The sequence below is a fragment of the Ferrimonas sp. YFM genome, assembly GCF_030296015.1.
Taxonomy (GTDB): domain Bacteria; phylum Pseudomonadota; class Gammaproteobacteria; order Enterobacterales; family Shewanellaceae; genus Ferrimonas.
On the sequence record NZ_AP027368.1, the window covers coordinates 2,868,842 to 2,894,806 of the forward strand.

Genomic DNA, 25,965 nt, shown 5'->3' on the forward strand with positions numbered 1-25,965 from the left:
GCCCGCGACAAGACGGGGTTCAGCTCGGTTATGTTAGGGTGCTTGGCCATACCGCAGCCTCAGGAGAGAGAATGCCCCTTGAATTGACTCTGGTTATCGTATCCAGCCTGATCCTGTTGGGGATCCTGCTGCACAAACCCTCTGCAACCTTGGGTATCCCCTCGCTGCTGATCTTCATCGGAGTTGGCCTGGCCTTTGGCAACGGTGAGTTCAATTTTGTCTATGACAACCTGACCCTGACCTCGGTCATCGGCACCATGGCATTAAACGTCATCGTGTTTGTGGGGGGGCTGAATACTCCCCTGGGCAACATCCGCATCGCCTGGAGAGAGGGGGGAATGCTCTCCACCCTGGGTGTGGTGTTGACCACGCTGATTCTGGCGGCTCTGCTGCACCTGACCACCGAGTTTTCCCCTCTGATCTGCGTGCTGTTCGCCGCCGTGGTCTCCTCCACCGACGCCGCGGCGGTGTTTTCCATACTGGAGTCCAAAAAACTCAAGCTGAAACAGCACGCCGACACGGTTCTGGAGTTTGAGTCTGCCACCAATGATCCGGTGGCTCTGCTGCTGGTGGTGACCCTCACCAGCCTGGTGATGGCCGGCGGCCCGGCACCAGCGCCTACGGAGATCGCCCTCTCTCTGGGATTGCAGCTCGGCATAGGCCTGTTGATGGGCTTGGGTGCGGCCTGGCTGGCGGTGACTCTGCTCAATGCCATCCACCTGGAGGAGTATGGCCTGATCCCGGTCTACATCCTCGCCTGCTTCCTGATGATCACCTACGGAAGCGACCTGCTTGGAGGGAACATTCTGGTGGCCTCCTACGCTGCAGGCGTGCTGTTTGGCAACTTGGTAAAGCGGGGCAGGCACACCATCAAGCACTTCTTCAACAGCCTCTCCTGGCTGGCTCAGTCACTGATGTTCGTTATCCTTGGGCTGCAGTTTTTCCCCAACTCCCTGATACAAGACGCCAGCAGCGCCATAGTGCCGGCGCTGACACTGATTCTGGTTGCCCGGCCACTGGCGGTGTTTCTCAGTTATCTGCCCTTCAGGGGCGTCTCGGTAAACAAGAAATTATTTATCTCGGCCATCGGTCTGAAAGGTGCCACTCCCATCGTCTTTGCGCTGATCCCCGCCGCCGCCGGGGTCGAGGGTGCCCAGCAGATGGTACACATGGTGTTCTTTATTGTGGTGATCTCTGTGGTGGTGCAGAGCCTGGCCTTGGAACCTCTGGCCAAAGTGCTCAAGCTTAAACAGTAGGGATCAGCCGACGGCGCCCGGTTGCAACTGCTTCATGGCGATCACCGCCTGGGTGCGGGTGCGTACCCCCAGTTTGAGAAAGATGGCACTGGCGTGAGCCTTGATGGTGGCTTCGGAGAGACCCAACTCCTGGGCAATCTGCTTGTTCAGCAAGCCATCGGCAAACATCATCAGAATCTTGTGCTGACGGGGGGATAGGCTGGCGATCTTCTCCTCGACACCATCGCTGGCGCCATCGCTCAAGTCCGTTCCCTCAGGCAACCACTGCTGGCCGGACATGACCGCCTTCACCGCCTCTATCATTCTGGGCACCGGCTGTGATTTTGGGACAAAGGCGGCGGCGCCACAACGCACGCTCTGGGCGATGGTACGATTGTCCTCCTGACCCGAGATGATGATCACGCCAAGTTCAGGGTGTTCGGAACGGATCTGCACCAGGGTATTAAAACCATGGGCATCAGGGATATTGAGGTCCAGCAACAACAGATCCGCATCGCTGTGGGTCTCAAGCAGGGCATTGAGTTGGCAGACCGACTCCCCTTCAAGCACGCTGGCATCGGGAAACTGCTTCTCCAGCACTGACGTCAGTGCCTGTCGAAACAGGGGGTGATCGTCGGCGATGATGATCTTTTCGGGCTGAAACATTTTGGCGTCCTTGTGGGTGCACTGATGCGCCTGCCGACAGGCAGGGGTCGTGCAATGGATACACCAGGCGCCGATGCACCTATCCATGGCTGTCATCAATTATTCAAAGTGTATCGGTTTCACCGACTTAAGCCATTAGACCTTTAGTCAATCTGAGCTTTCGACACAACGGTCACTAACCTACCCGGTTCACAAATTGGGTTCAACCAGAGAACAGAAACAGGCCTTCTCTCCCCCTTCTCAAGTCGATGAGGTCGGTGCCGATATAAACAGTGACGATGTCCTGAGGGCACACTCCTGACATGGCGATTTTTCCATCGATTTGAAAACTTGCTTATGTATATAATAACAATGGCTTATACGTATAACTGGAGGCATTCCAGATGAAACGTCCCATTTTGGCTGTTCTTCTGTCAGCCCTGATCAGCCCGCTTGCCCTGGCACACCCGGTGTTTGCCGACGCCATGAAAAACCAGTTGAGGCTGTATAAAGTGGAGTGCACCGCATGCCACGGAAAAGATGAGCAATACCACCTGAGAAACGGATTGGGCCTGAGGTTTGAAGCCGAGTTGCCTAAAAGCCTGACCTGGCAGTACCACTCGGTGCTGGCCATGGGCGATCCTGACGCCATTCGCTCCCAGGAAAAAGCCATGGCCAAGAGTTTCTCCCTGATTCTGCTCAAGGTGGGCCAGCAACCCCTGGGTGACACCACCTTGATGGACCAGATTAAGGCCGGGGATCTGGAGGGGATCCACCCCAGCAGATGATCAGCTGCGGCTGCCCTGCACCCGCACTTTCTGGCCCTCACGCAGACGCTCGGCGCCGCGCACGGCCACCTGGTCTCCCGGGGCCAGCTCCCCCTCAACCGCGACCCAGTCGCCGTCGCCATGCCCCACCTCCACCAGACGGCGATGGGCGACATTGTCCTGGTCAATCATCATCACGTAGGACCCCTGACGACGCAAAATCAGGGCATCGCGATGCACCGCCAGGGTCTGGCGAGCCTGCTGCACCGGAATCGCCACCTTCACCAGTTCACCGGCCGTCAGGAAGTGGGCGCTGTCCGCCGGCAGGGTCATTCTCAGCTCAATGGTCTGGGAGCGCGGATCCGCCGCCGGGATGATGGCGCGGATGGTCCCCTGAGTCAGCCTGTTGTCACTCAGCACCTGCAGCGGGCGCCCCTTGTCGATGTTGCTCATGTACTTCACCGGCACATGAAGGTGCACCTCCAGATTGCTGGTGTCCATCATCCGCAGCAGCAGATCGGCCCGGTTCACATCGGTGCCCTCCCGCTGAAGCCGCTCGGTGATCACTCCGTCAAAGGGGGCCCGAACATTGGCCCTGGCCAGTTGATCATTAAGCTGTTTCAGCTTGAGCTGAGCGATCTCCAGGTCCGCGTTGGCCAGCTCATAGCGACTGCGATTCTCATCCAGCTGATACTCGGCGGCGTTGTTCTGCGCCTGCAGGGTCACCAGCCGCTCAAGCTCCCGCTTCAGATAGCGCAGGTTGATCTGGGCGCGGCGGATATGAGCCTCCTGCTCCAGCTTGGCCAGCTCCAGAGGCAGGGTGTCCATCTTCACCAACAGCTCACCCTGACTGACCAGGGTGCCGGGCTCCACCACCCAGGTCAGCTGACCGCTGACCCCGGCGGTAATGGCGATGTTGTAACGGCTGTGGACGGTTCCCAGCAATTTGGCGGTGGGAGACAAATCGGTGTGGCGCACCTCGGCCACCTCCACCGGCGTTGCCGGCACCTCATTGGCCACAGCCCCAAAGCTGAGCAAAGCCAGCAACAATAGTTTCAGGTGTTTCATCCTCTCGCCTCCAGAGGCACCGCCACAGGCTGGCCCTCGTCACTTTCTTGTTTAGAGTGTCCCTCCCCCATTCTCAACAGGGCGGGCAACAAAATCAGGGTAAACAGGGCACTGATGGCCATGCCGCCGACGATCACCGTGGCCAGTCCGCGGTAGATCTCCGACCCCACCCCAGGCATCAACATCAGCGGCAGCATGCCAAACAGGCTGGTCAGAGTACTCATGTAGACAGGCCGGGCCCGGATGCGCACCGCCTGGGCCACCGCTTCACGCCGGGCAAGTCCTTCCGCCTCCCCCCGGCGGGTCTGGTCCACCAGCAAAATGGCGTTGTTGACCACCAGCCCCAGCAGGATGATAAAGCCGATCATGGTCAGCAGATCCAGGGACTGGAAGGTCACCAGATTAAGCAGGGCCAGGGCGATCACCCCACCGCCGGTGGCCAGAGGCATCACCAGCAGCACCAACAGACTGTCCTTGGCAGATTTGAACAGTGCGGTCATCAGCAAGAACAGAATCACCAGCGCCAGAGCGAAATTCATCAGCATCTCATTGATCGCTTCCGCCATCTTGTTGGCGTTGCCACTGAGCTTGATGGTGGCGTTGTCCGGCAGCACCTGGCGCATTTCGGGCAGTACGCTGTCGTTGAGCTTGGCCAGGGCCTCCTCCATGGACATATCCTCCGGGGGGGAGATCTCCAGGCTGATGGTCCGCTTGCCATCCACCCTTCTGAGCTGGGTGGGTCCCACGGTACGCCGCACGTCAGCCAGTTCGCCCAGAGTCTGCAAGCCAGCTAAGGGGGTGTGCACCGGCATCGCCGCCAGCTCCTCCGGAGTGCGCCATTCGCTGCCCCGCAGGATGACGTTCATCCTGTCATTGCCGTCGAAATACTCACTGATAAACAGGCCATCGGTGTAGGCGCGTACCGTATTAGCCACATCGGCCCGGCTCAGGCCCGCCTGGGTGATGCGCCTGTCGTTGGGGATAAGCTGCAGCTCTGGCTCAGCGATGGCCAGTCCGGGCACCGGCCGGGCGCTGACCCCGGGCATATGGGCCTGAATCGCTGCCAGACCTGCCTGGGCCGTATCAATCAGCTGCTCCAGCTCAGGTCCCTGAATGTTGACGCTGATGGAGCGGCCGTTACCGCCACCACTGACGTTGATCATCGAGCCGCGGAACAGGAACACCTGGGTATCGGGCAGGCCAGCCAGGATCTCCTCCTGCACCACCGCCATCAGTTCCTCCACATGGGTGGGGTCCGCCGCATAGATGAAGCCGCCGCTGAATCCGGCCCCGAATGAGTAGAAGTTGTAACTCTTGATGGCAGGCTGGCGCTCACCGCTGAGGTGGGGCTGAATCCGCTCCCGCACCAGCTGGGCCATCTCCCGGTCTACATACTCCAGGTTGCCTCCCGGTGGCAGACTGATGTTGAAGAAGAAACCGTCGATGGGTGCTCTGGGCATAAAATCGGTCCTGGGCATCAGCAACAGGGTCACTGCCGCCGAGCCGCCCAGCAGACCGGCAATCCACAGGGTGCGGCGCAGCGGCGTGCGGGTCAGAGTCATCACCAGAGCGGTCAGCCTGTGCCAATAACCCTGGAAAGGGTCGTTGTCACGGATGCCTGCCAGCCAGTACTTGCTGGCGATGGGCAAAACGGTGATGGCGGTGATCAGCGAGGCCAACACCGCTATGGAAAGGGTCAAAGCCAGGTCAGAGAACAGCTGGCCCTCAATCCCCTCCATAAAGAGGATGGGCAGGAAGATGGCCACACTGGTGGCGGTGGAGGCAAACAGGGCACCGGTCACCTGCACCGCCCCTTTGAGCACCGCCTTATGGCTGGCCATCCCCTCGTTGCGCAGGCGGACGATGTTCTCCTGGACGATGATCGCCGCATCCAACACCAATCCCACGGAAAATGCCAGGCCGGCCAGGGAGATCACATTGAGGCTGCGGTCAAACAGCCTCAGGCCCAGGAAGGCCACCATGATGGAGATGGGGATGGTGGTGGCGATGATCAGTGTGGTCCTGATGCCCCTTAAGAACAGCCACAGGATCCCCAGGGCCAGCAACACCCCCAGACCCAGGTTGCTCTTGACCAGGGTCAGGGCGTTACGAATGTGCACCGAGGAGTCGAAACTAAGATCGATGGCCAGTCCTGCCTCGGCCAGGGGGCCGGCATTGAGTTCATCGATGGCCCGGTTCACCTCATCGAGCAGGGTAACGGTATTGGCGTCGTTGGCACGGCTCAGGGTGATGTAGTAGGCGGGCGAGCCGTTTCTCAGGGTAAAGCCAAAGCGGTCCACCAAAGTATCTTCGACGGTGGCGATGTCCTGCAGGTAGATGGGCCTGTCGTTCTGATAGCCGACAATCATCTCGCTGAGGTTCTGAACGTCATACTGGCCGGCAAAACGCACCGTGTACTGGCGGCGTCCCACATCGGCAAAGCCGCCGGATACGTCGGATGCCCGGGCGATGGTCTGGCTGATCTGACCCACCTGAATCCCCATGGCGGCGGCCGCAAAGGGGTCGAAACTGATCCTCAGCTCCCTGGGGCGCTGGGAGTTGAGGTTGACCTGGCTGATCCCCTGGATGCGGGCCAGCCTGGGCTCAACTACGTCTTCTATCAGCTTCTGATAATGGTCAATCTCCTGGACCGGACTATCCGGCAGGATCTTCACCAGCAGGGACGCGGCATTGGGGCCATCGCGACCACCGCCCACCGCTACCCTGGGCTCGAAGGCATCCAGCGGCAGGGGCGGTGCCTGGTTAAGGTTGTTGATCACATCCAGCATCGCCTGCTGCATGTCGGTGCCCACGTCGAAGGTGAGGGTGATGTTGCCGAACCCACTGTTGATGGTGGTGGTCACATCCACCACCCCGCGGGTGTTCTTAACCACATTCTCCTGAGGCTCGATGATCACCGATTCCAACTCCTCCGGGGCGGCACTGCGCCAGCCAGTGGAGATGGTGATCTGCGGCTGCTCAATATCCGGAGTCAGCTGAATCGGCAGTTTCAACATCGCCAGGATGCCAAACAGGAAGATCAGCGCCACGATAACCAGCACGGCAGCAGGATTTTTCAGTGAGGAGCGGGAGAGGTTCATCGCCATGGTCCGAAAATTTTTCGCTCAAGTATACTGGCACTGCCCCAGAGAGTTGTTATAAAAGTGTTTCAGAATTTAAGGTGGCGTGTCTCACCCGGCCTCGGGTCGTTCATCGAACCCATGCAAAAGACGGAATTAATAGCATCTATATTTTTCTTGAAGAAAAATTTTATTGAATCCAGTCACGTTATTTATATCCAAATTTAGTTTTTCCTATTATGAATAATATCAACCAAGCTATATATTGAATTTCAGAGGTTAAATTTTCTTCCCCATGAAAGTTAACCCACCTTAAATCGCACCCTCAAACTGGTGAACTTTCCGCCATCGCAATCTCTAAGCCGTATAAACCCCGGGCTGGCGAGGCAACCTTTCTTTAACACCAGACAGAAACAGATTACATTGCACTATCCGCAAGACACGATTTTCACTATTGGAAAGATGGGAGCGCCTCTGCAATACAATGCTTAAAATATAGCTAATGCTCCCCTCTTAATTCCGTTTCAACTATTTTATTCCCTGCCCAGTTTCTCTTTATTCCGCCTTGCCAAGTTGGCCGGGCATATTAAAGGACCTCTTATGTTAGACAGACGTTCATTACTCAAGATGGCGGCAGGGAGCGCGGCTCTGACCCTGATCCCCAGCACCAGTCTGCTGGCCCAGACCCAGGGTAAGCGCATGGCCATGGTGTTCGACGTTCGCCGTTGTACCGGTTGCCTCTCCTGCAGCGTATCCTGCTCCATCGAAAACCAGGTGCCCGAAGGCCGTGCCCGTACCCGGGTGACCCAATCCTCCGTGGAGACTGCCGATGGCGTAGCCACCCTGGCGGTGCCCAACCAGTGTAACCACTGTGAGAACCCCTCCTGTGTCGAGGTGTGCCCTAAGAACGCCACCTACAAGCGCCCGGAAGATGGCATCGTGGTCATCGACTACGACAAGTGCATCCACTGTCAGCGCTGTGTCAAAGCCTGTCCCTACGGCGCCCGTCGCAAAGATCCCAAGTACAAGACCGCGCCTGAGAAATGTAACTTCTGTGTGCACCGTCTGGAGCAGGGCCTGCTGCCCGCCTGTGTGGAGACCTGTATCGGCGAAGCCCGGGTATTTGGCGATCTGAACGATCCCAACAGCGAAGTGGCCAAGCTGGTTCGCGACAACAAGGTTTACGGCATGCTGCCCGAGTCCGGCAACCTGCCCAGCATCCTCTACATCGGCCTGCCACAGCCCAGCGATGACAAGAAGATTCTGAAACTCAACCACCTGGAATGGCAACGATAGGAGATGACGATGGACAGAAGAAGCTTTATCACCCGCGCCGGCATCGTCACCGCTGCGGCCGCCACCGGCACCGCCTGCAGCTCCACCCCCAAGGGGGGCGAGCCCGCGCCATTGAACGTGGCCAAGAGCAACACCCGTTTTGGTAACCCCCTGCCGACGGAAGCCCAGCTGGGCGCCGACGGCAAGCTGCACAAAACCCCAGGCATCCGCACCATGTACACCCGTTGCTTCACCTGCAACAACATGTGTGGCCTGCGGGTGCGCATCGACGAAGCCAGCGACAAGGTGCTCAAGGTAGGCGGTAACCCCTACTGCGAGATGAACTCCGGCTCTCCCCTGCCCCTGAGCATGCCGGTCCGTGACAGCTATGCCGCCCTGGCCGGCAACACCGGCCTGGAAAACCGCGCCACCACCTGTGGTAAAGGCGCCAGTGGCGTTGGCTGTGTGGACGATCCACGCCGTGTCACCCAGGTGCTCAAGCGTGTGGGCAAGCGTGGCGAAGGCAAGTGGAAGAGCATCAGCTATGAGCAGGCCCTGACCGAGATCCTCGAAGGGGGCGACCTGTTCGGTGAAGGCCACGTGGATGGCATCAAGGCGATTCGTCAGCTGGATAAGCCCGCAGTGCCCGGCTATCCCGAGTTCGGCTCCGCCGCCAACCGCCTGCTGGCCACCTTCGGTGAAGAGGATACCCTGCGCGGCAGCCTCTACGCCCGCTTCATGCGTCAGGCCTACGGCACCGTGAACCTGGTGACCAAGCACGCCTACTGTGGTGCGCCCACCGGCATCGGCTATGGCATTGGCCTGGCTCCCGGCCTGGAGCCCGGACTGGGTGACATCGACTGGGATAACGTCGAATACGCCATGTTCCTGGGTACCGCCCCAAGCGCCTCCGGCGCCAGCCTCAACCTGTTGGGTCGCAACCTGGCAGACGCCCGTGTCGAGCGTAACCTCAAGTACACCAGCGTCGACCCCCTGCTGCGCACCGAGGTGGCCAACGACACCCGTGCCCAGTGGCTGCCCATCCGCCCCGGCCGCGACGCCGCCTTTATGATGGCGCTGATGCAGGTGATGTTCGCCGAGAACTGGTTTAACGCCGAGTTCCTGGCGATTCCCAACGCCGACGCCGCCAAGGCTGCCGGTGAAGTGAACCACAGCAACGCCAGCCACCTGGTGGTCACCGACGCCAAACACAAGGATCATACCCTGTTCGCCAAGGCCTCCGACTTCGGTGTGGGCGGCGACGAAGCCATGGTGGTTGAAAACGGCAAGCTGGTTTCCGCCAACCAGGCGAAGAAGGCCGATCTGTTCGTCGACGACCTGTTCACCGACGTCAACGGCAATCAGGTTCAGCTGACCTCCTCCCTGACCCTGCTCAAGGCCCAGGCCAACCAGGCGCCCCTGGCCTCACTGTCTTCCGACTGCGGTATCCAGCAGTCCCAGATCAAGCAGGCCGCCAAGGACCTGACTCATCATGGTCGCAAGGCCACCGTGGTCACCAACTCCGGTGCCAACAGTGGCGATGCCATCATGGTCGGCTGGCTGGTGTCCACCATGAACACCCTGATCGGCTCCCACGACGCCAAGGGTGGTACCCTGTATGCCAACGGCGCCTACTGGGGCTTCGAAGGCAACTACAACCTGGGTGGTTTCGACGGTGAACTGGACGTCAGCGCAGACATCAACATCTGCCGCTCCGGTGCCTATGAGGACTCCACCGAGTACAAGCAGAAGGTGGCCAAGGGCGAGAACCCCTACCCCGCCAGCGACATGTGGCACAACCTGGTGGCCGGCTACGCCTCCTTCAACGCCGCCGAGGCACTGACCGCCCACACCAACGCCAACCCCTACACCGCCAAGGCCCTGTTCAACTGGCGCAGCAATGCCCTGTACAGCGCCGCCTCCATCAGCAACGATGTGGAGAAGGCGCTGGTGGACACCGACAAACTGCCGCTGTTTGTCGCCATCGACTGCTACATGAACGAAACCAACCGCTACGCCGACTACTTCATTCCGGATCGCGTGATGTACGAAGAGTACGCCGCCGACCGCATGTGGGGCGCGTTCAAACTGGGTGTGGTCGCCGGTGCACCTCTGGTGACCCCGCGTACTCCCAAGAACGCCAAGGGCCAGCATATCTGCATGGAGCAGTTCATGATCGATATGGCCATGGCCATGGACTTGCCCGGCTTCGGTAAGGGTGCCATCCCCGCCGCCGACGGCCGCAAGGTGGACCTGCTGACCTTCGAGGACTGGCACTCCCGCTACCTGGCCAACATCGCCGGCCAGTGCAGCAAGCTGCCTGAGGTATCCGATGAGGACCGCGAGTGGGCGGCCCTGGAGTACTCCATGGCGCCTCTGCGTCCCCGCCTGACCGGCGAGGAAGCGGCCAAGGTGGAAGCCCTGCTCTCCCGCGGTGGCTACTATGAGGAAGCCGAGCGATACGACGGCGACTTCATCAACGGCGGAGGCGGCAAGTTCCTGCAGATCTACAACGCCGACATGGCTCAGCTGCGCCACTGCCACTCCGGCGAGCGTTACCCTGGCGTGCCCTCCTACGAAGCCAAACGCTTCTGGAACGGCGACACCTGGGAGCAGCACTGGCCTGAGAAGGAGTTCCCGCTGCTGTTCTCCAACTACAAGCCGACCCTGCGCTCCAACTACTCCGCCGCCTTTGATCGTTGCGCCGAGGTAACACCGCAGAACTTCGTCTACATGAACATCGATACCGCCGCCGAGATGGGGCTGACCGATGGTGACAAGGTTCGGGTGGTCTCCGGTAACGGCACCCCAGCCGAAGGCGTGTTGCAAGCGGACTCCGGCGTGGCCAAAGGCTCCGTGTGTGTGTCCCACTGCTTCGGCCACAAGAAGGCCTATGGTGCAGACACCCGGGTCATCGACGGCAAGGTCATCGAAGGCATCGCCCGCCGTGGCGGCGGCACTGCGGTGAACCAGATGATCCCCGCCGATCCGACCCGTCCCGGCAAGGTCTCCATGCTCAATGATTACTACGCCGGCACCAACTGCCGTCAAGGCATTCCGGTAAGAGTGGAAAAGGCGTAAGCCTGCCCCGTTTTTGCTAGCGCACGAGCCCTGCTTTTCAGCAGGGCTCTTTTTTTGCCGGCAAAAAAAGCCCCGCACAATGCGGGGCCTGTTTCTCTTGGGAGTTACACCAGAAGTTCGGTCATCTCAAACAACCCCTGACGCCGATAGGGCTCTGCCAGGGCAATGCGGCTGTGGCTGACCAGGCCGGTGTGCAGATAGAGCGCCTTGTCCATGGCCCGCTGTACCTCCCGCCCCTTGGCCTGGTCCGACGCCAGCTGATCAAAGCCGGGATAGAGTGCCTGTCGCTCGGCGGGACTCAGACGCTCGCCAAAGTGACGGCCGGAGAAGGTCATCTGGGCCGCCAGACAATCCATGGCCTTCTCCTTCTGTGGCCACACCTCGGCCAGAGACAGGCTGCAGTTGGGCCTGGAGGGAGACATGTAATAGAGCGTCGCCACCGGATGCGGCGCCAGTTCCGGCATCGCCTCCAGGCCAAAGTCGCGCCCGGCCAGGGCGATCGCCTCCAGGATCAGCAGCATCGCCGGTCGCCGGTCCGGGTCCAGGTCCTCGAAGCTGTGCTCCGGATCTTGAGTAATGATGATGTCCGGCCTGGTTTCCCGGATCACCCGGCACAGGGCCAGCTTGTAGTCGCGACGCAGATCCACCCCACCGCGCTCGAAGCCGTTGAAATAGACCTGCTCCACCCCCAACTCCGCGGCGGCCTGACGCACCTCGCTCTGCATGGTGTCGCTGGCCAGCATGATGGAGGCAAAGGAGAAGCCGCCCTGACGGGCGTTGATGGCCAGGGCACCACCGCACTCCACCATCTCCATGCCGTAGACGCCCAACAACAGAATTCGTTTGCTCATAGTCTCATCCTCAGAAGCGATATTGGTAGCTCAGTTGCAGGTTACGCGGCACCCCAAGGGTCTGCTTGGGGCCGCGCTCAGACTCCGGCACCGACGAACCGGGATTAAACACGCTGGCGGCGTATTCTTCGTCCAGGGCGTTCTCCAGCCGAAGCTGCAGCTTATGGTGCTCACCCCACTGGTAGCTGCCCCCCAGATCCAGCAGCCAGTAATCCCCCGCCTCGGCGCCATAGTCGGTGAACTCGCCGGTGTAGGAGAGGTGCAGGTAGAGGCCGATGTGATCCCAGGGGGTGTGCTCGATGCGAGTGCTGCCCAGCCAGCGTGGCACCTCCTCAATCTGCTCGGAGCTGCCCTTCTCACTGCTGTCGGCGTAGGTGACGTTGGCCTGCCACTGCCACAGGGCACTGGGGGTCCAGCGCATCAGCAATTCGGCCCCCTGGGTCTCCACCTCCTGATCCAGGTTCTGATAGCGATTGCCCTTGACCCCAATCAGATCCTCCACCCGACGCCAGAACAGGGTGGGCTCCACCAGCCATTGGGGGTCACTCCAGGTCAGGCCCAGGTTGAGGTTGAGGCTCTGCTCAGGATCCAGTTCCGGATTGCCAATCAGTCCGCCCTCCCGCTCGACCGAATAGAGCTCGTCCGCATTGGGCAGGCGAAAACCGGTGCCGGCGGACGCACGTACCCGCCACTGGTCGGCCAGCTGATGCTCGCCTCCGGCGCTCCAGTTGAGGCTGTCACCGGCGGAGTCGATGTCGCTGTACCTGATTCCCAGAGCCAGGGAGGTGTCCGGCAGAGCCGCCAGCCTGGGGCGGTACTGGGCAAACAGGGACTGGACGGTTTCGGTGTCACTGACAAAATCCATCACCTCGTCTTCGCCCCGGTAGGATTGCAGCTCGCCGCCCACCAGCCAGCTGCTGCCGCCCTCCATCAGCAGCTTGGCGGAGAGTTTCAGGCCAAAGTCCTCGAACCCCCAATAGCTGTCGTCATCGAGCACGATGCGCTCCCCCGCCTCGTTCTGATCGATGCGGGTGTAGTAGCTGTCCCAGCCGTGGTAGTAACCCTTGGCCAGAAGCTGCAGTCTGTCCGACGGGGTGTATTGATACTCCAGGGTGTAGATCTGCTCCTTGCGCACATTGGCGCTGTCCACGGTGGCGTAGGTGCGCAGCCGCTCCAGATCCCCGTAGTTGTACTGGGCCAGCAGAGTCAGCTGACTGGCGTCCCCCATCAACCAGCGCAGTTTGGTGCCCGCGTTGGCCACCTGGTAGCCGCGTTTCTTGTCGCCGGCGGCGGTCCAGTGATAGTCCTCATCCTTCCACAGCTGAAACCCCTCACTGGCGGTCACCGAGCCGAACAGGGACAGCTCGAGATCCTCGATGGCGGTGGTGTAGAACACCGAGCCGCTGCCGCTGCCGCTGGGCAGGGTATCCCCGCCGACGGTCACCGAGCCTTCGGTCTCCCCCTGGTAGTTTCGGGTGACGATGTTGACCACCCCGGCCACCGCTTCGGTACCGAAGATCACCCCCTGGCCGCCCTTGAGCACCTCGATGCGCTCGATAACATTGGGGTTGAGGCTGTCCAGGTAGATGCCGCCATAAAGACGGTTGTTGATGCGGTTGCCATCGATGAGCCACAAAATGTCCTGCTTACGCGACCCCTGCAGCGAGTGGTAACCGCCGTCGTAGCGGCCCCGGGCCGAGGTGGCGAACAGACCAGGCACAAACTGGCTGAGCAGGGTGTTGATGTCCCCCTCAACAATGCTCTCGAACTGGGCACGTTCCACCACCACCAGCTCGGCTCCCAACCCCGCCTGATCCCAGGCCAGGTTCTCCTCGAGGGAGCGGTGCTCCACAGTGAGTATTTCATCCACCTCAATGGCGGCGCCCATGGGGGCCGCCAACAACAGTGCGGTCAGCATCTTCTCTCCTAGTTTTGTTATCGGGCCGGGCCCAAAATCTGCACCCGGCGCTGGCCGTCGGTGCCAATGTGAATGTCGGTGTTCACCCGAAACGCCTGACGCAGCTTGTCCGGGGTCAGAACCTGCTCGGCACTGCCGTAGCCCAGTACCCGGCCCTCCCCCAGCAGCAGCAGGGCGTCGCACCACTGGGCCGCCAGGTTCATGTCGTGGAAGCTGGCCACCACTGTGGTGCCCCGGGCACGGATGCGTTCCAGGATGTTGTACAGGTGATAGATATCCAGATGGTTGGCGGGCTCATCGAGCAGCAGCAGCGGCGCTTGCTGCAACAGAGACTGGGCGATCATGGTGCGCTGCAACTGGCCTCCGGAGAGCTGCTCAAGGGGGCGGCGACGCAAGTCGTCAAGCTCGCACTCCAGCAATACCTGCTCAAGAGCATCGGGACAGGCCCCCCTCAACGGGCTGGCACCCAGGGCCACGGCCTGCTCCACGGTCAAACCGCCGGTGGGGCCATTGTGCTGGACCAGGATGGCCACCCGCTCGGCGCGGGCCAGGGGACGCATGCTGGTCAGGCAGGCGCCGGCGTAGCTCACCTGCCCCTCTGTCAGAGGCCAGAGCCCGGCGATGGATTTCAGCAGGGTGGTCTTGCCGCAGCCATTGGCCCCGAGCAGCCCCAGCCACTGGCCGGGCTCCAGGGTGGCCGACAGCGCCTTGACCAGGGTGTCGCCATCACGGGCGACCTTCAGTTGGTTAAGCTCAAGCATGGGCCTGCCTGCGGATCAGCAACAGAATCAAAGGCACCGTCATCACCGCCATGGGCACGGACAAAGGCAGTTCTTCCGGTGCCAGCAGCACCCGGCACAGGCCATCCACCAACAGGGTAATCAGGGCACCCAGCAGCGCCGCAATGGGCAACAGAATGCGGTGGGGAGCCCCAACCCACATCCGCGCCAGATGAGGCACCAACAGCCCCACAAAGCTCACTGCGCCAGCCGCTGCCACCGCCAGTGCGGTCAGCAGCAGAATGGCCAACGCCATCCCACGGCGCTCAGTTTGCAGGTTCACCCCGAGGGAGCGGGCCTTGTCCTGCCCCAGCAGCATCAAGTCCAGCACCCCGGCGCGGCGACACAGCCACCACAGCAAAGGCGGCAACACCAGCGCTAGGGGCAGCAGCCTTTGCCAATCCGCCCCGGCCAGGGAACCCATCAACCAACGCAGGATCTGGCCCAGGGCGCGCTCGTCCCCAAGCAGCATCATCAGGGTGGTCAGCGATGAACCCAGGGCACTGATGGCCACGCCGCAGAGAATCAGGGGATAGGGCGACAGCGACAGCCTGGGGTGGCTGGCCACCACCATCACCAAGGCAAAGGCCAGGGCGCCGCCAATGACCGCCAGCAAGGGCACCGGCAGCCACCAGCCCAGGGTCAGTCCGGTCACCGCCGCCAGGGCGGCGCCATTGGCCACCCCCAGCAGGTAGGGATCCGCCAGGGGATTACGAACCAGGGTCTGGGTCAGTACTCCGGCCACCGACAGGGCCGCCCCCACCAGAGCCGCCAGCAGGGCCCTGGGCAGGCGCATCTCCAGCAGTACGATGCGGACCAAAGCCGAGTCGGGGTCGCCGGAAAGGGCCTGCCAGATCTGCTCCAGACTCAGAGGCACCGCCCCGCGGCTCAGGCACCACATCAGCGCCAGGGGCAGCGCCAGCATCAACAGCGGGCCTGGTGCAGCCTTGAATCGAATCACTGTCGCCCTCATCCCTGCCACTCCACTATGGTGTGGTGCAGCCGCTCGATGCCATCGAGCAGGCGAACGCCGCCGACCACCTCCGAAAATGCCAAGGTGGCCAGTTGCTGCTGACGCACCGCCGTCAATCGGGATAACAGGGGGTGAGTGGCCAGGACCTGCCACTTTTTCTCATAGGGAGACCAGTTGGAGTCCACCATCAGAATCAGGTCCGGCTGGGCCGCCGCCACCGCTTCCCAGGAGAGGTGCCCCCAGGGGCGACCTATCTCTGCGGCCACATTGATGCCACCGGCCGCTTCGATGATCAGATTGCCCACACCGCAGCAACCGGCCACATAAGGCAGTTGGTATTCGCGCAGCCACAGCAGCACCCGGGGGCGGCGCCCCTGGCTCTCGGCCAGTGCCGCCAGCCTGGCCTGCTGGCCTTCTATCCAGGCTTTGGCCTCGCTCTCCCGGCCGGTGAGACGCCCAAGATTGAGCATATCCAGGTAGAGCGCCTCGATGCTGACCCCCTCGGGGCGACAGGCGGACTCAAACAGGTAGGTAGGGATCCCCCGCCCATGCCAAATCTCCCGCGAGCCTATGCCCATGGCACGAAAGGCGCTGGCGAAGCCGCCAACCACCAGATCGGTACCGGAGAGCAGCACCTGCTCCGGGCTGGGATACTCACGACTCAGCCGAGGGAGGGCGTCATAGTCGGCTTTGAGGTCGGGGCGTATCTCATCATCCTGATAGGCAGTGCCTATCATCTGGGGCGCCAGCCCCAGGGTCAGCAGGGCCTCGCTGGCGTGCTGATTCATGGCGATGATCCGCTGAGCCGGCATAGCCAGTTCCAAAGTTTCACCGCAGTTTCGCAACCGAACCTCTGCCTGCGCCGTCATAAAGAAGACAGCAAAACCCACTGATATCGCGTGGCAAAACCTCATACAATCCAACCCACCCCAGAAAAGTGTGAAGTATTTTATGATCGTAATACTGGCTCCCCATGATCGAAATCAAAAGTTATGACGATATTTAAAATCGTGTGATTATTTGCTCGCAATCCCAAAAGGCCTGGAATCATTCTGGTGAGATCACTGAAAACACTGGTTACTTTATCGACTGGCGCCGGTGAGGGAGGTTTGCGTAGGATAGAGGGATATTGCCGATATGGAGTTCATGCCTTGCTCAGACTGCTGTTGCCCATTGCCGTCGCCCTGTTGCTGCTGGCCTGCATTCAGACGCCTCGGGGTCAGAGTTACCAAGCCTCTTCCTCCCTGCCCGGTTTCGAGCAAGCCAGCTTCGAGGCCTATCGGGAGGAGACCCGGCAGTGGCTGATGGACAACCGCGCCTTTGTCTCCAGGGACACCCTGGCTGAGATAGAGGCCAACACGCCGTTCGAAATGCTCCCTCAGGGGGACACCAGACGAGGAATATTGCTGGTGCACGGCCTGAGCGACTCGCCCGCTTACTTCGAGGACATCGCTCAGAGTCTGGCGAACCGGGGCTTTTTGGTGCGCACCCTGTTGCTGCCGGGCCACGGAAGTCGTCCGGCGGATCTGCAGCTGGCCAGCCTGGAGAGCTGGAACAAAGCCGTAGCACACCACACCAAACTGCTGAGCGACCAAGTGGATGAGTTGTGGTTGGGGGGCTTCTCCACCGGCGCCAACCTGGTGACCACTGAAGCCATAGACAATCCCAGGGTCGAGGGCCTGCTGCTGTTCTCCCCGGGGTTTGAACCCAGGTTTAAAACCACCGCCCTCTCCCCCTATCTGGACTGGCTGGTGACCTGGGCCAACCTGGATCCGGAAACCAACTACTACCGCTACGAGTCACTGACCATGCACGGCGCCGCCCTCTACTACCAAAGTTCGGTGCAGGTGCGTGACGCCCTGGCCGGTAAGGGGTTCGACCGTCCTGCACTGGTCACCATCAGCGCCGCCGACAGCGTGATTGACGCCCAGGGGGTGCTGTCACTGTTTCAGAACCACTTCGACCACCCCGGCAGCCAGTTGGTGTGGTATGGCGAGCTGGAGGCACCGATGCCCAGAATCACCGCCTTGCCTGGGCGCCTGCCCAAGCAGCGGATCGCCAGCATCGCCCACATGAGTGTTCTGTTTCGGCCCGACAACCACTACTATGGCCGGCAGGGGCAATATCGCATCTGTGACAATGGTCAAAGCGAACAGCTGGAAGCGGCCTGCCCCCAAAACCCGCAGCCTTGGTACGGCGCCTGGGGCACCAAGGAGCCGGGACAGATGGTGGCCAGGCTCAGCTGGAACCCCTACTACCCGGAGCTGGAGACGCAACTGGACTCGGTGATCGCCACAACCAACAGCCAAAACAGAACCGCCAGGCTGAAATAACAAAGGGGAGCCCAATGGCTCCCCTTCTAATTCAGTTCCCTGCTTAGAGACGGTAAGTCAGACTCAGGCTGAAGTTGCGCTCTTCGCCGGGCATACCGCCGAGGAACATCGCCTTCTCGTAGTAGGTTTCGTCAAACAGGTTGTCCAGGTTCGCCTGCAGCTTCCAGTCGCCGGCATCATAGGCGATGGCCGCATCCACCTTGGTGTAGGCGGGCACATGGCCGTCGGGGATACCGAATGCGCTGGAGTGGGTGCTGCGCTCATCCACATAGGCGGCACCCAGGCTCATGCTCAGAGGCTGATTCAGGTTGAACCACAAAGCGTCGTAGGTCACCCAGGCACTGGCGGTCACCTTTGGCACCCCTTTCTGAGCCACATCATAGTTACGAGCAGGATCCTTCTTATCGCGGGCATCCTGATACATGGCGTTGATGTTCAGTTTCCACTGCTCATTCAGGTGGGCGTTCATGTCCAGTTCCACCCCCTTGGTCTCCTCCTCGCCATCATACAGGTACTCGGGAACATCGGCAGTGGGATCCTCACGAAGGATGGGGTTGCCGTATCTCAAATTGGTTCGAGAGCTTTCGAACACCACCAGGGACGCCAGCAGTTGATCGTCGAACCCTTTATAGCGGATGCCGAAGTCGTTGCTGATGGACTCTGAATCCTTATGATCTTTACCATCACCAGCAATGCTGCCCAGGATACTGTAAGCGGTGCGTCCCTTGGAGTGGTTGATGAACAGCGACAGGTTGTCGCTCGGCATATAGGTCACACCCAGGTTGTAGGTGACACCGTTGTCCTTGGTGTCCTGCGCAGGAGTAGCTGCCGCACGGCTGGCACTGTAACGCGGGTCCACACCGAAATGCTCATAGCTCTGCTCAATCTCGTTGAAGGCCACGCCGATGCGGGTAGTCAGGCCCCAGTCCAGGTAAGCCACATGCTGAATGCCCACGCCCCAGGCACTGACGGTCTTGTTGTAGTTATTGGTCATCAGGGGGTCGTAGTCTTCGAAACTGCCATCGCCCCAGTTGGGGTTACGCAAATCGTAGATGTAGGGCAGCTTGCCCTGATAGGTGACCTCCCCATCGGAGTTTTTGATCACCTTGTCGGCGTCGTAGATGGAGTACTGCTTGAAGCGAATATCCCGGTCTTCGTAGTTGGCGTTGACCAGCAGCTCGTTGTCGATGCCGCCCAGGCTGAAGTCATAACGCAGATCGGCGAAATACTGCCAGGAGGACTCATCCGCCTCCACCTTGCGATACTCCTGACGGCGGGCCGCATAGGGGTAGAGCACACCGTCTTCCACCAGAGGCGCGCGGGGCTCGGCATTTATCTTGCCACTTCGATTCCAGTAGACGTAGTTGTAGGCACCGGTCTGGCGGGCAAAGCCACTGTCGTAGTTGCGATACTGCAGCTGCTGGTTAAGGAACAACTCAGGGGTGAAGTGGATGTTGTGGGTCAGCTTAAATCTGAGCTCCTCACCCTCATTGTCCCTGGCCATGGGGGAGATGAGATTGGAATCCCCCAGATCGACAGGTTCCAGGCCATCACCTGAAGCCAGGGAATCCGCCAGTTGCTGACGCTGTTCGTCGGTCAGTTGCAACCCTGCGCCGTTGGGATCGTTGATGAGATCTTCCCAGGTCACCTCGTCCGCCAGCTTGCCGCCGGTGGACTCGGCGTTGTAGATGCGGATCGGGTGGCCGATGGAATCCACCGCGATGGCATCCTTGATGTAGGCCACGGAGAACAGCAGGTCCTGATCGTCGCTCAGCAAGCCTTTGAGTGAGGCATACACTTCATCGCGATCGGTGCCCACACCACGGTAGCCGTCGCTGCGTGCGCTCTTAGCCACCAGGCGATAGGCGGTGTTGTCGCTCAAGGCGGCAGTGCTGTCCAGGGCCAGGGAATAGGTGTCCCACTGGCCGACTTCGCCGGTGAATTCGTGGCTGGATTCGAACTGAGGCTTTTTCTCAATCAGGTTGATCACACCGCCGGCGCTGCCCATACCATAGAGGCCAGTGGCAGGCCCCTTGAGCACCTCGATGGATTCCACGTTGGTCATGGAACGGGTGGGATTGAAGGTATTGCCCAGACCGGCACCGCCGTACATACCATCGTAGGTGTAGTTGGCCCCCAGACCACGGATCACCAGATTGTCACCGATGCCGTAGTTATTGCCCGCCTGGGTCAGGCCGCTGATGTTGCGCACCAGGTCCTGCAGGTTGTCGGCTCCCTGTGCCTGAATCAGATCCTTATCGATCACCACCACCGCCGCCGGGGTTTCCATCAGGGACATATCGGACTTGGTGGCCAGGCCGGAGTTCATCACCACCTGGTTCTGTCGACCGTAGACGGTAATTCGCTCTGGCAGGGCATCCGCATTCTCTTCGGCGGACAAGGCCACCTGGGGCATCATGGCCGCGGTGCACGCCAGGGCCAACAGGGAGTAACGAAACTGCATCTTTGTAAACCTCTGCAAATAATTCGAGGCGAATGATAATCAGTTTCATTTTCACTTCAAGGAAATATTCTGAAAAATGAGGTCATTAAAACAACATTCAATGGTGACAGTGAGATATCCGGCACTTTTTCACCAATTTCTGTTGCTGAGCCCCAACCGTTGTTAATCAGGCGTTAACCGAACGCGGCCCCTGGCCACCGCCTCCACCACCAACTTAAGCCTGGCTACCAACGCACTTAAGATTCACTTTTGTCGGACAGTAGATTCAACTTACTTTTTTTGTGGGTGGCTGTCGGAGTCCGCCATTTCCCTGAGTACATCTAGCCCCGCGAGCAGTGCCTTTCGCTGACGATGCCGCTAACCCCATCCGACCTGACCCATGACACCGCCTTGGCAATCTACCTCAGCAGAATGTGCGAGATCGCCCAGAATAGCAGTGAAAGTCACTAATGAAATGACATTCTCAGTTGATCACACTCATCCCACCTGTTAAAAAATGAACAAGGTTTAACTCTCAAGGACTGAGAAAATGAAATATGGACAATGGATTGTTCTTATCCTGACCCTCTGTTTTGGCCTGCCCAGCACAGCCCAGGAGGACACAGGCACCCGCTACCCCATCATGATGGTTCACGGCATTTTCGGCTTCGATTCCCTGTTGGGTGTCGATTACTTCTACGGCGTGCCTGAAGCCCTCTCCCGGGAGGGCAGCACGGTATTCCTGACGGCGGTGTCCGCCGCCAATGCCACAGAGATACGAGGCGAACAGCTGCTGATGGAGGTCGAGCAGATCCTGGCACTGACCGGCGCCAAGAAGGTCAACCTGATAGGCCACAGCCACGGCGGCCCGACGGTGCGTTATGTGGCCTCGGTTGCCCCCCACCTGGTGGCCTCGGTCACCACAGTAGGCGGGGTCAATTGGGGGTCTCCTGTGGCTGACGCCGTTCTGGGCACCTTGCCCGACGGCAGTGTCTCGCGGGAGGTCGCCATCACCGCCGCCAATGCCCTGGCCAACCTGATTGAGCTGCTGTCCGGCAGCAGTAATAGGCCAACCGACTCACTGGCGGCGGCGGAATCTCTCAGTACCCAAGGCACCCTTGAGTTCAACGCTCTCTACCCCGAAGGGGTTCCAGACCAGTATTGTGGTGAAGGCAAAATGCTTGAGGACAACGGCGTCTACTACTTCTCATGGAGCGGCAGTCGTGCCTATACCAACCCTTTTGACATCACAGATCCCTTCCTGGCCATCACCTCATTAATCATTCCGGAAGCCAATGATGGCCTGGTTTCCTCTTGCAGCTCTCGTCTGGGCCGGGTAATCAATGACAGCTACCGCATGAATCATCTGGATGAGATCAATCACAGCTTTGGCCTGAGCCACTTCTGGGAAACCGATCCCAAACAGATCTATCTGGAGCACGCACGGCGGCTGAAGCAACTGGGCCTGTAGTGATGAGATGGTTCCTGTTGCCGGCGGCAGCCCTCATGGTGCTGCTGCTGATTCCAACCACTGGAGAGGCCCCCCTTTCTCCCGTCGCTTCAGCCTCACTGAGCCAACTTGAAAACCAACTGCATCAGGAGCAGCAGGGTGCGTCACAGAGCACCTCAGCGCTGATGGACAAGTTTCGTCAATACAAACGGGCACTGGCTGAAATAAAGAATTCAACGGATCCCCTCACCTTCGATCCTGAAACCCTGGCCAGCAGGCTTGATGAACAGGAGCGGCTGCAACACAGCATTTTCAGCGAAGAGGAAGTTTTCTCACTGTTCAGTCAACGCAACGAAGCTGACAAAGCCGCGATGGAGCGACTGCGAATCCGTCTGGACACCCAACTCAGTCCACAAGATCGCGCCCGGCTGATTCAGGAGAATCTGACCTCTCTGCCCCCTGACATTGCCCTGGCCTATCAGCCCACCCTGGCTCTGCGAGCAGCCCGGCAGTTAATGGGGTCAAGCAGCGACCAGCAAAGGGCGGAACTGGTTGGCCAATTTGGTGAGGAGGCGGGCTCACGACTTCACACCACCCTACAGCGACAACAACAATGGCAGCAGCAGGCGAGTTCACTGGCCAGCCAATGGCAACAATTGCAAAATGACCCCAGCCTGGGCCCACAGGAGCGTAGGCGACAACAGCAGCAACTTCTGGTTAACCTTTCACCAACCGAGCGAAAACGAATTAGGACCTATCTGTTAAACTCGTCGGCTCCAGCCCCATCTTGGCACCCAAAAGGGAAACATTGAAAAACACATAATTAACATTGGCAACAAGCACTTACCTTCTGCTTCGATGTCTCATTTTTTCATTAGTAATTACGGCTAAGATCCCCTTTTCAGCGAATTGAATCTAAAGATCACACAACCGCACACGGGAGCACCTGAATCGTTGTTTCACGCCTGTAGCAGGCATAGGATGGAACTATATCCTCACAGGCAGTAACGAGGCGCTTATGGACAGGCTTACTACAACTATTAACGGGAGACGCCCATGATCGAGCGATTCTCCCCCTCAAGAGACGGATTCTTACGCGGCCATGGTCTGGTCGTTACCCTGGTCTTCATTTTCGCCACCCTGGTCTCACTCAGCCTCACTGGCCATATGGCAGGCGGTCTCTTTGTCGCAGGTGTCATCAGTATCTTCTTTCAGGTCCGCGACAAGGGCAATCATGTGGTCGAAGTAAACCCGCAGAACCTGTCAGGCATGATGGGTGAGCTGGGTGACAGCCCGGAGCGTGGACGCATCAGTCTCTCTGTGGAGGAGATCGACCTCACCCGCTCCAGGCACCGCACCCTGCTGGATAAGATCTGCTTCAGTTATCGGGTCCACACCCACACAGGACGCAGTGTCGTGGTCAGTGGCACTCTGTTTGGCCTGCTGGAAGCCCCAAAAGTTCATGACAGGGTCCTCTCTTTGGTGGACAAGATGCAATCCTCCGGCGGCAACCGGCCCTCTTTTATGGCTTGATTCCACCTGGAAGATCACACAATTTAGATTGGCTTCTCTTATTCGCGTGCCTTTGATCTGAAAACTGGATTTTCCTCTCAATTCATTGAATTAAGTTCTCATATAGATTTGAAGGCCCAATCACAAAAGAGTAATATCCCGACCAGTTATTTTCGCTGGTCGGAGTAATGGGGAGTTCGGGCACAAAAGGAGTTTGGCCTGCAAATCACCGCTTCGCGAAGCGCTGCTCAATCAAAGGCTCTGCCCTGATATCATAGAAGGATGCTATGACAGCTCTATATCCGCACCACGTCATCTTCAAAGGCCGACATTCTCGGCTCATCTGCTTTTCTGTGTTACCCGGCTCAAACCCTCCCTTTGAGCAGATAACCCTTTATACCACCTGTTGTAAGCCCTAACCTGAAGTACGACTCCAGAAAGAAGAGTCGTAGGAGATAAGAACATGAGACGGATTTTGACATCTGCGTTTCTACTCACCACCCTACCCGTGTTGGCCCAACCCCTTTCCAGCTCCCCTGTGGGGACCTGGTGCCAGTCCACCGATGAAGGTCAGAGCTGTTTTCAGTACATGACCTTCCAGGCCGATGGCACCTTGCTCACCCAAGGACAGTACACCAAGATGGGGATGGGATTCGAAGGTGATGCCACCTGGGTTCAAAAGGGTGATCAGACCTGCATCAGTGAAACCCGCATCGATACCTACAAGCTCGACAGTGGGGTCTGGTTGGGAGAAGCGTACATTCCAGCCCGCTGTGACACCGTGCTGGCCATTGACGCCAATCATTACAACTACCGAAAGCCTAATGGGGAAACGGAGACGCTGATCCGAGTCGACGACTCTCTGGCTCGACATCAGGAGTTTACCGCAGGTCGAAATTAGTGACGTACCTCCAAGGGACGACTTTCAGGATCGCCCCTCCCCGATTCATCTCTGATCGAAATCAAGTTATTATGAACAATAAAAAATTAGTATGTTCCTGTTAAGTGGGGAGATGAGCTATGGGAACTGAACGTATTACCGTATCACTGGACAGCGAGTTGCTGGGCGAGCTGGATCAGCTGGCCGAGGACGGAGGCTATCGCAATCGCAGTGAGCTGTTCCGGGATATGATCAGAGAGAAGCGTAAAGACAAACTGCTGGACACCGATCCCTTCACTCCCTGCATCGCCACCCTGAGCTATGTGTTTGACACCCGCAAACGTACACTGGCCACCCGCCTGATGGAAAACCTGCATCAATACAGTCATATCGTCCGCTCCACCATGTTGGTCTGCCTGGATGAACACTTCCGCATGGAGTCCATCGCCCTGGAGGGCAACGCTCAAAGCCTGCAGGAGTTTGCCAATATTCAGCTCAGTGAAAGCGGCGTGCTCAATGGCTGTTTACATCTGGTTCCCCTGGTCGCCGACGAAACCATCTGATCTCTCAAAAAGGGGGATTACCCCACCCCCTTCACAAACTGCTACCACACTATTGACTGCGAATTGTTATCATTTAAACTCTGTGACTCACCATTGAGGAGTTTCAGATGGACAAGCACACCAAAAAGCAGCTCAAGCGCCAAACCAAGGCCCTCAAGAAATCCCTTAAACGCTCTCTGAAAGAGGCAAAAAAAGCCGCGAAGAAGCAGCGGGGAGAACTGGTGACACTCGACAAGAAACAGCTGAAGGCGATGACGGATCAGTGGGTGGCCGATGCCCTGAAGCTGACTCCGCCCCAGGCTCAGGTGATCAGCCTGAGGCCCATCAAGCAGGAACCCATGGCCTTTGCCCGTCGTCCCTACAAGAAGTCCCCCTGCAAGCGTTGCCCCGCCTTAAGTGGTGGTCTCTGTGCCTGTGCCATCAAGAAGCAGAAGCGAGCCGCCTGACCACCTGCACCGTCCAGTAGGATGTTCAGACCAACTGATACTCGCCTCCCTTTGGGGTCCAAAGTCTAATGGGCCCGACAATGGCACCATCACTACCCAGCCTGACCCTGGCCATGGCTGCGGTCGGAAACTTATGGATACAGCCCCCCAGCCAATCCCGGACCATCAGTTCCAAGGTCGGATTGTGGCCCACCCACACCTGAACTTCTCCCTCACACCAATAGCGCTCTAGCAAGACCTTAAACGCGCCACTGTCCGCCCCATAGAGTTCCGGCAGAGTCTCGAGTCGGGCCTGAGGAAAGGCCTGGGCCACCGCCTCTGCGGTCAGTTGCGCCCGGCAGGCATCACTGGTCAGGATCCGGTCCACCCCAGGCAACCAAGCCTGCAATTGAGCCACAACCTTTGGCAGGGTTTTCACCCCCCTTGGGTTCAAGCCCCGATGCCAGTCACTCTGATAGGGCTCCTCCCAGCTGGATTTGGCATGACGCAGCAGTATCAGTTCCATTTGCAGTCCGGGCCTCCGACAAACAAGGGTGATCCAATCCTGTTTGGTCACCTATCTGTCATCATGGGTGATTTTCACGACAATTTATTAAAACTTATTGCGATTTCAGGAAATTTTTTTATTGTAACCGGATGCAATCGCACAAATTTGTGCCAAACTAG

At 59.1% G+C, this 25,965-nt stretch carries 21 protein-coding genes; 11 read left to right on the plus strand and 10 right to left on the minus strand.

Annotation, left to right across the window (positions count from 1 at the left end; translation table 11 throughout):
* Positions 1–71 precede the first annotated feature (71 nt).
* Positions 72–1,256 (plus strand): potassium/proton antiporter, encoded by a 1,185-nt coding sequence (locus tag QUE41_RS13440; RefSeq protein ID WP_286339535.1) that lies wholly within the window; start codon positions 72–74, stop codon positions 1,254–1,256.
* A gap of 3 nt (positions 1,257–1,259) precedes the next feature.
* Here QUE41_RS13440 and QUE41_RS13445 read toward each other — a convergent pair whose 3' ends face one another.
* Positions 1,260–1,901, minus strand: a complete 642-nt coding sequence (locus QUE41_RS13445) for a response regulator transcription factor (RefSeq protein WP_286339536.1) — start codon at positions 1,899–1,901, stop codon at positions 1,260–1,262.
* Positions 1,902–2,284: 383 nt separating this feature from the next.
* Here QUE41_RS13445 and QUE41_RS13450 point away from each other — a divergent pair, with 383 nt between their 5' ends.
* Positions 2,285–2,668: a hypothetical protein gene (locus tag QUE41_RS13450; RefSeq protein WP_286339537.1), complete on the plus strand. Its 384-nt coding sequence runs from the start codon at positions 2,285–2,287 to the stop codon at positions 2,666–2,668.
* On the opposite strand, the gene QUE41_RS13455 is transcribed toward QUE41_RS13450, so the two are convergent.
* Positions 2,669–3,715, minus strand: a complete 1,047-nt coding sequence (locus QUE41_RS13455; protein ID WP_286339538.1) for an efflux RND transporter periplasmic adaptor subunit — start codon at positions 3,713–3,715, stop codon at positions 2,669–2,671. It lies immediately after the preceding gene.
* Positions 3,712–6,816 carry an efflux RND transporter permease subunit gene (locus QUE41_RS13460; protein WP_286339539.1) on the minus strand — a complete coding sequence of 1,035 codons (3,105 nt, stop codon included), beginning with the start codon at positions 6,814–6,816 and terminating at the stop codon, positions 3,712–3,714. The genes QUE41_RS13455 and QUE41_RS13460 overlap by 4 nt, the downstream gene beginning before the upstream one ends.
* Before the next feature lie 579 nt (positions 6,817–7,395).
* Between QUE41_RS13460 and QUE41_RS13465 the strand changes: the two genes are divergently transcribed.
* Both QUE41_RS13465 and QUE41_RS13470 read left to right on the plus strand, forming a co-directional pair.
* Complete coding sequence (locus QUE41_RS13465) at positions 7,396–8,091, plus strand: 4Fe-4S dicluster domain-containing protein (protein ID WP_286339540.1); 696 nt, start codon at positions 7,396–7,398, stop codon at positions 8,089–8,091.
* Positions 8,092–8,100: 9 nt separating this feature from the next.
* On the plus strand, positions 8,101–11,151 hold the full coding sequence (locus QUE41_RS13470) for a molybdopterin-dependent oxidoreductase (RefSeq protein WP_286339541.1): 3,051 nt from the start codon (positions 8,101–8,103) through the stop codon (positions 11,149–11,151).
* 104 nt (positions 11,152–11,255) lie between these two features.
* Here the strand turns inward: QUE41_RS13470 and QUE41_RS13475 are convergent, their stop codons facing one another.
* Genes QUE41_RS13475 through QUE41_RS13495 form a run of 5 tightly spaced genes read right to left on the minus strand, consistent with a single transcriptional unit; the run spans position 11,256 to position 16,496 of the window.
* Complete coding sequence (locus QUE41_RS13475; protein WP_286339542.1) at positions 11,256–12,002, minus strand: PIG-L deacetylase family protein; 747 nt, start codon at positions 12,000–12,002, stop codon at positions 11,256–11,258.
* Between the two features lie 10 nt (positions 12,003–12,012).
* The gene (locus QUE41_RS13480; protein WP_286339543.1) at positions 12,013–13,920 is read right to left on the minus strand and encodes a TonB-dependent receptor plug domain-containing protein; all 1,908 of its coding nucleotides are present in this window, start codon (positions 13,918–13,920) and stop codon (positions 12,013–12,015) included.
* 17 nt (positions 13,921–13,937) lie between these two features.
* The gene (locus tag QUE41_RS13485; protein WP_286339544.1) at positions 13,938–14,681 is read right to left on the minus strand and encodes an ABC transporter ATP-binding protein; all 744 of its coding nucleotides are present in this window, start codon (positions 14,679–14,681) and stop codon (positions 13,938–13,940) included.
* A complete protein-coding gene (locus QUE41_RS13490; RefSeq protein ID WP_286339545.1) occupies positions 14,674–15,672 on the minus strand; it encodes a FecCD family ABC transporter permease in 999 nt (332 codons plus the stop codon). Before QUE41_RS13490 ends, QUE41_RS13485 begins: the two co-directional genes overlap by 8 nt.
* A complete protein-coding gene (locus QUE41_RS13495) occupies positions 15,669–16,496 on the minus strand; it encodes an ABC transporter substrate-binding protein (protein ID WP_286339546.1) in 828 nt (275 codons plus the stop codon). The genes QUE41_RS13490 and QUE41_RS13495 overlap by 4 nt, the downstream gene beginning before the upstream one ends.
* 327 nt (positions 16,497–16,823) lie before the next feature.
* Here QUE41_RS13495 and QUE41_RS13500 point away from each other — a divergent pair, with 327 nt between their 5' ends.
* Positions 16,824–18,005, plus strand: coding sequence for an alpha/beta hydrolase (locus QUE41_RS13500; protein ID WP_286339547.1), 1,182 nt, complete (start codon positions 16,824–16,826; stop codon positions 18,003–18,005).
* 43 nt (positions 18,006–18,048) lie between these two features.
* Here QUE41_RS13500 and QUE41_RS13505 read toward each other — a convergent pair whose 3' ends face one another.
* Positions 18,049–20,469 (minus strand): TonB-dependent receptor, encoded by a 2,421-nt coding sequence (locus tag QUE41_RS13505; protein ID WP_286339548.1) that lies wholly within the window; start codon positions 20,467–20,469, stop codon positions 18,049–18,051.
* Between the two features lie 529 nt (positions 20,470–20,998).
* Between QUE41_RS13505 and QUE41_RS13510 the strand changes: the two genes are divergently transcribed.
* From QUE41_RS13510 to QUE41_RS13535, 6 genes are all read left to right on the plus strand, one after another.
* Complete coding sequence (locus QUE41_RS13510; protein ID WP_286339549.1) at positions 20,999–21,919, plus strand: lipase family alpha/beta hydrolase; 921 nt, start codon at positions 20,999–21,001, stop codon at positions 21,917–21,919.
* Between the two features lie 2 nt (positions 21,920–21,921).
* Positions 21,922–22,710, plus strand: coding sequence for a lipase secretion chaperone (locus QUE41_RS13515; RefSeq protein ID WP_286342946.1), 789 nt, complete (start codon positions 21,922–21,924; stop codon positions 22,708–22,710).
* Between the two features lie 244 nt (positions 22,711–22,954).
* Positions 22,955–23,431, plus strand: coding sequence for a hypothetical protein (locus tag QUE41_RS13520; RefSeq protein WP_286339550.1), 477 nt, complete (start codon positions 22,955–22,957; stop codon positions 23,429–23,431).
* 442 nt (positions 23,432–23,873) lie between these two features.
* Positions 23,874–24,311, plus strand: a complete 438-nt coding sequence (locus QUE41_RS13525) for a hypothetical protein (RefSeq protein WP_286339551.1) — start codon at positions 23,874–23,876, stop codon at positions 24,309–24,311.
* 119 nt (positions 24,312–24,430) lie between these two features.
* Entirely contained in the window at positions 24,431–24,853 is a 423-nt protein-coding gene (gene nikR, locus QUE41_RS13530) for a nickel-responsive transcriptional regulator NikR (RefSeq protein WP_286339552.1), read from the plus strand.
* Positions 24,854–24,960: 107 nt separating this feature from the next.
* On the plus strand, positions 24,961–25,299 hold the full coding sequence (locus QUE41_RS13535; RefSeq protein WP_286339553.1) for a hypothetical protein: 339 nt from the start codon (positions 24,961–24,963) through the stop codon (positions 25,297–25,299).
* Positions 25,300–25,324: 25 nt separating this feature from the next.
* Here QUE41_RS13535 and QUE41_RS13540 read toward each other — a convergent pair whose 3' ends face one another.
* Entirely contained in the window at positions 25,325–25,804 is a 480-nt protein-coding gene (locus QUE41_RS13540; RefSeq protein WP_286339554.1) for a SixA phosphatase family protein, read from the minus strand.
* Positions 25,805–25,965: the final 161 nt, after the last annotated feature.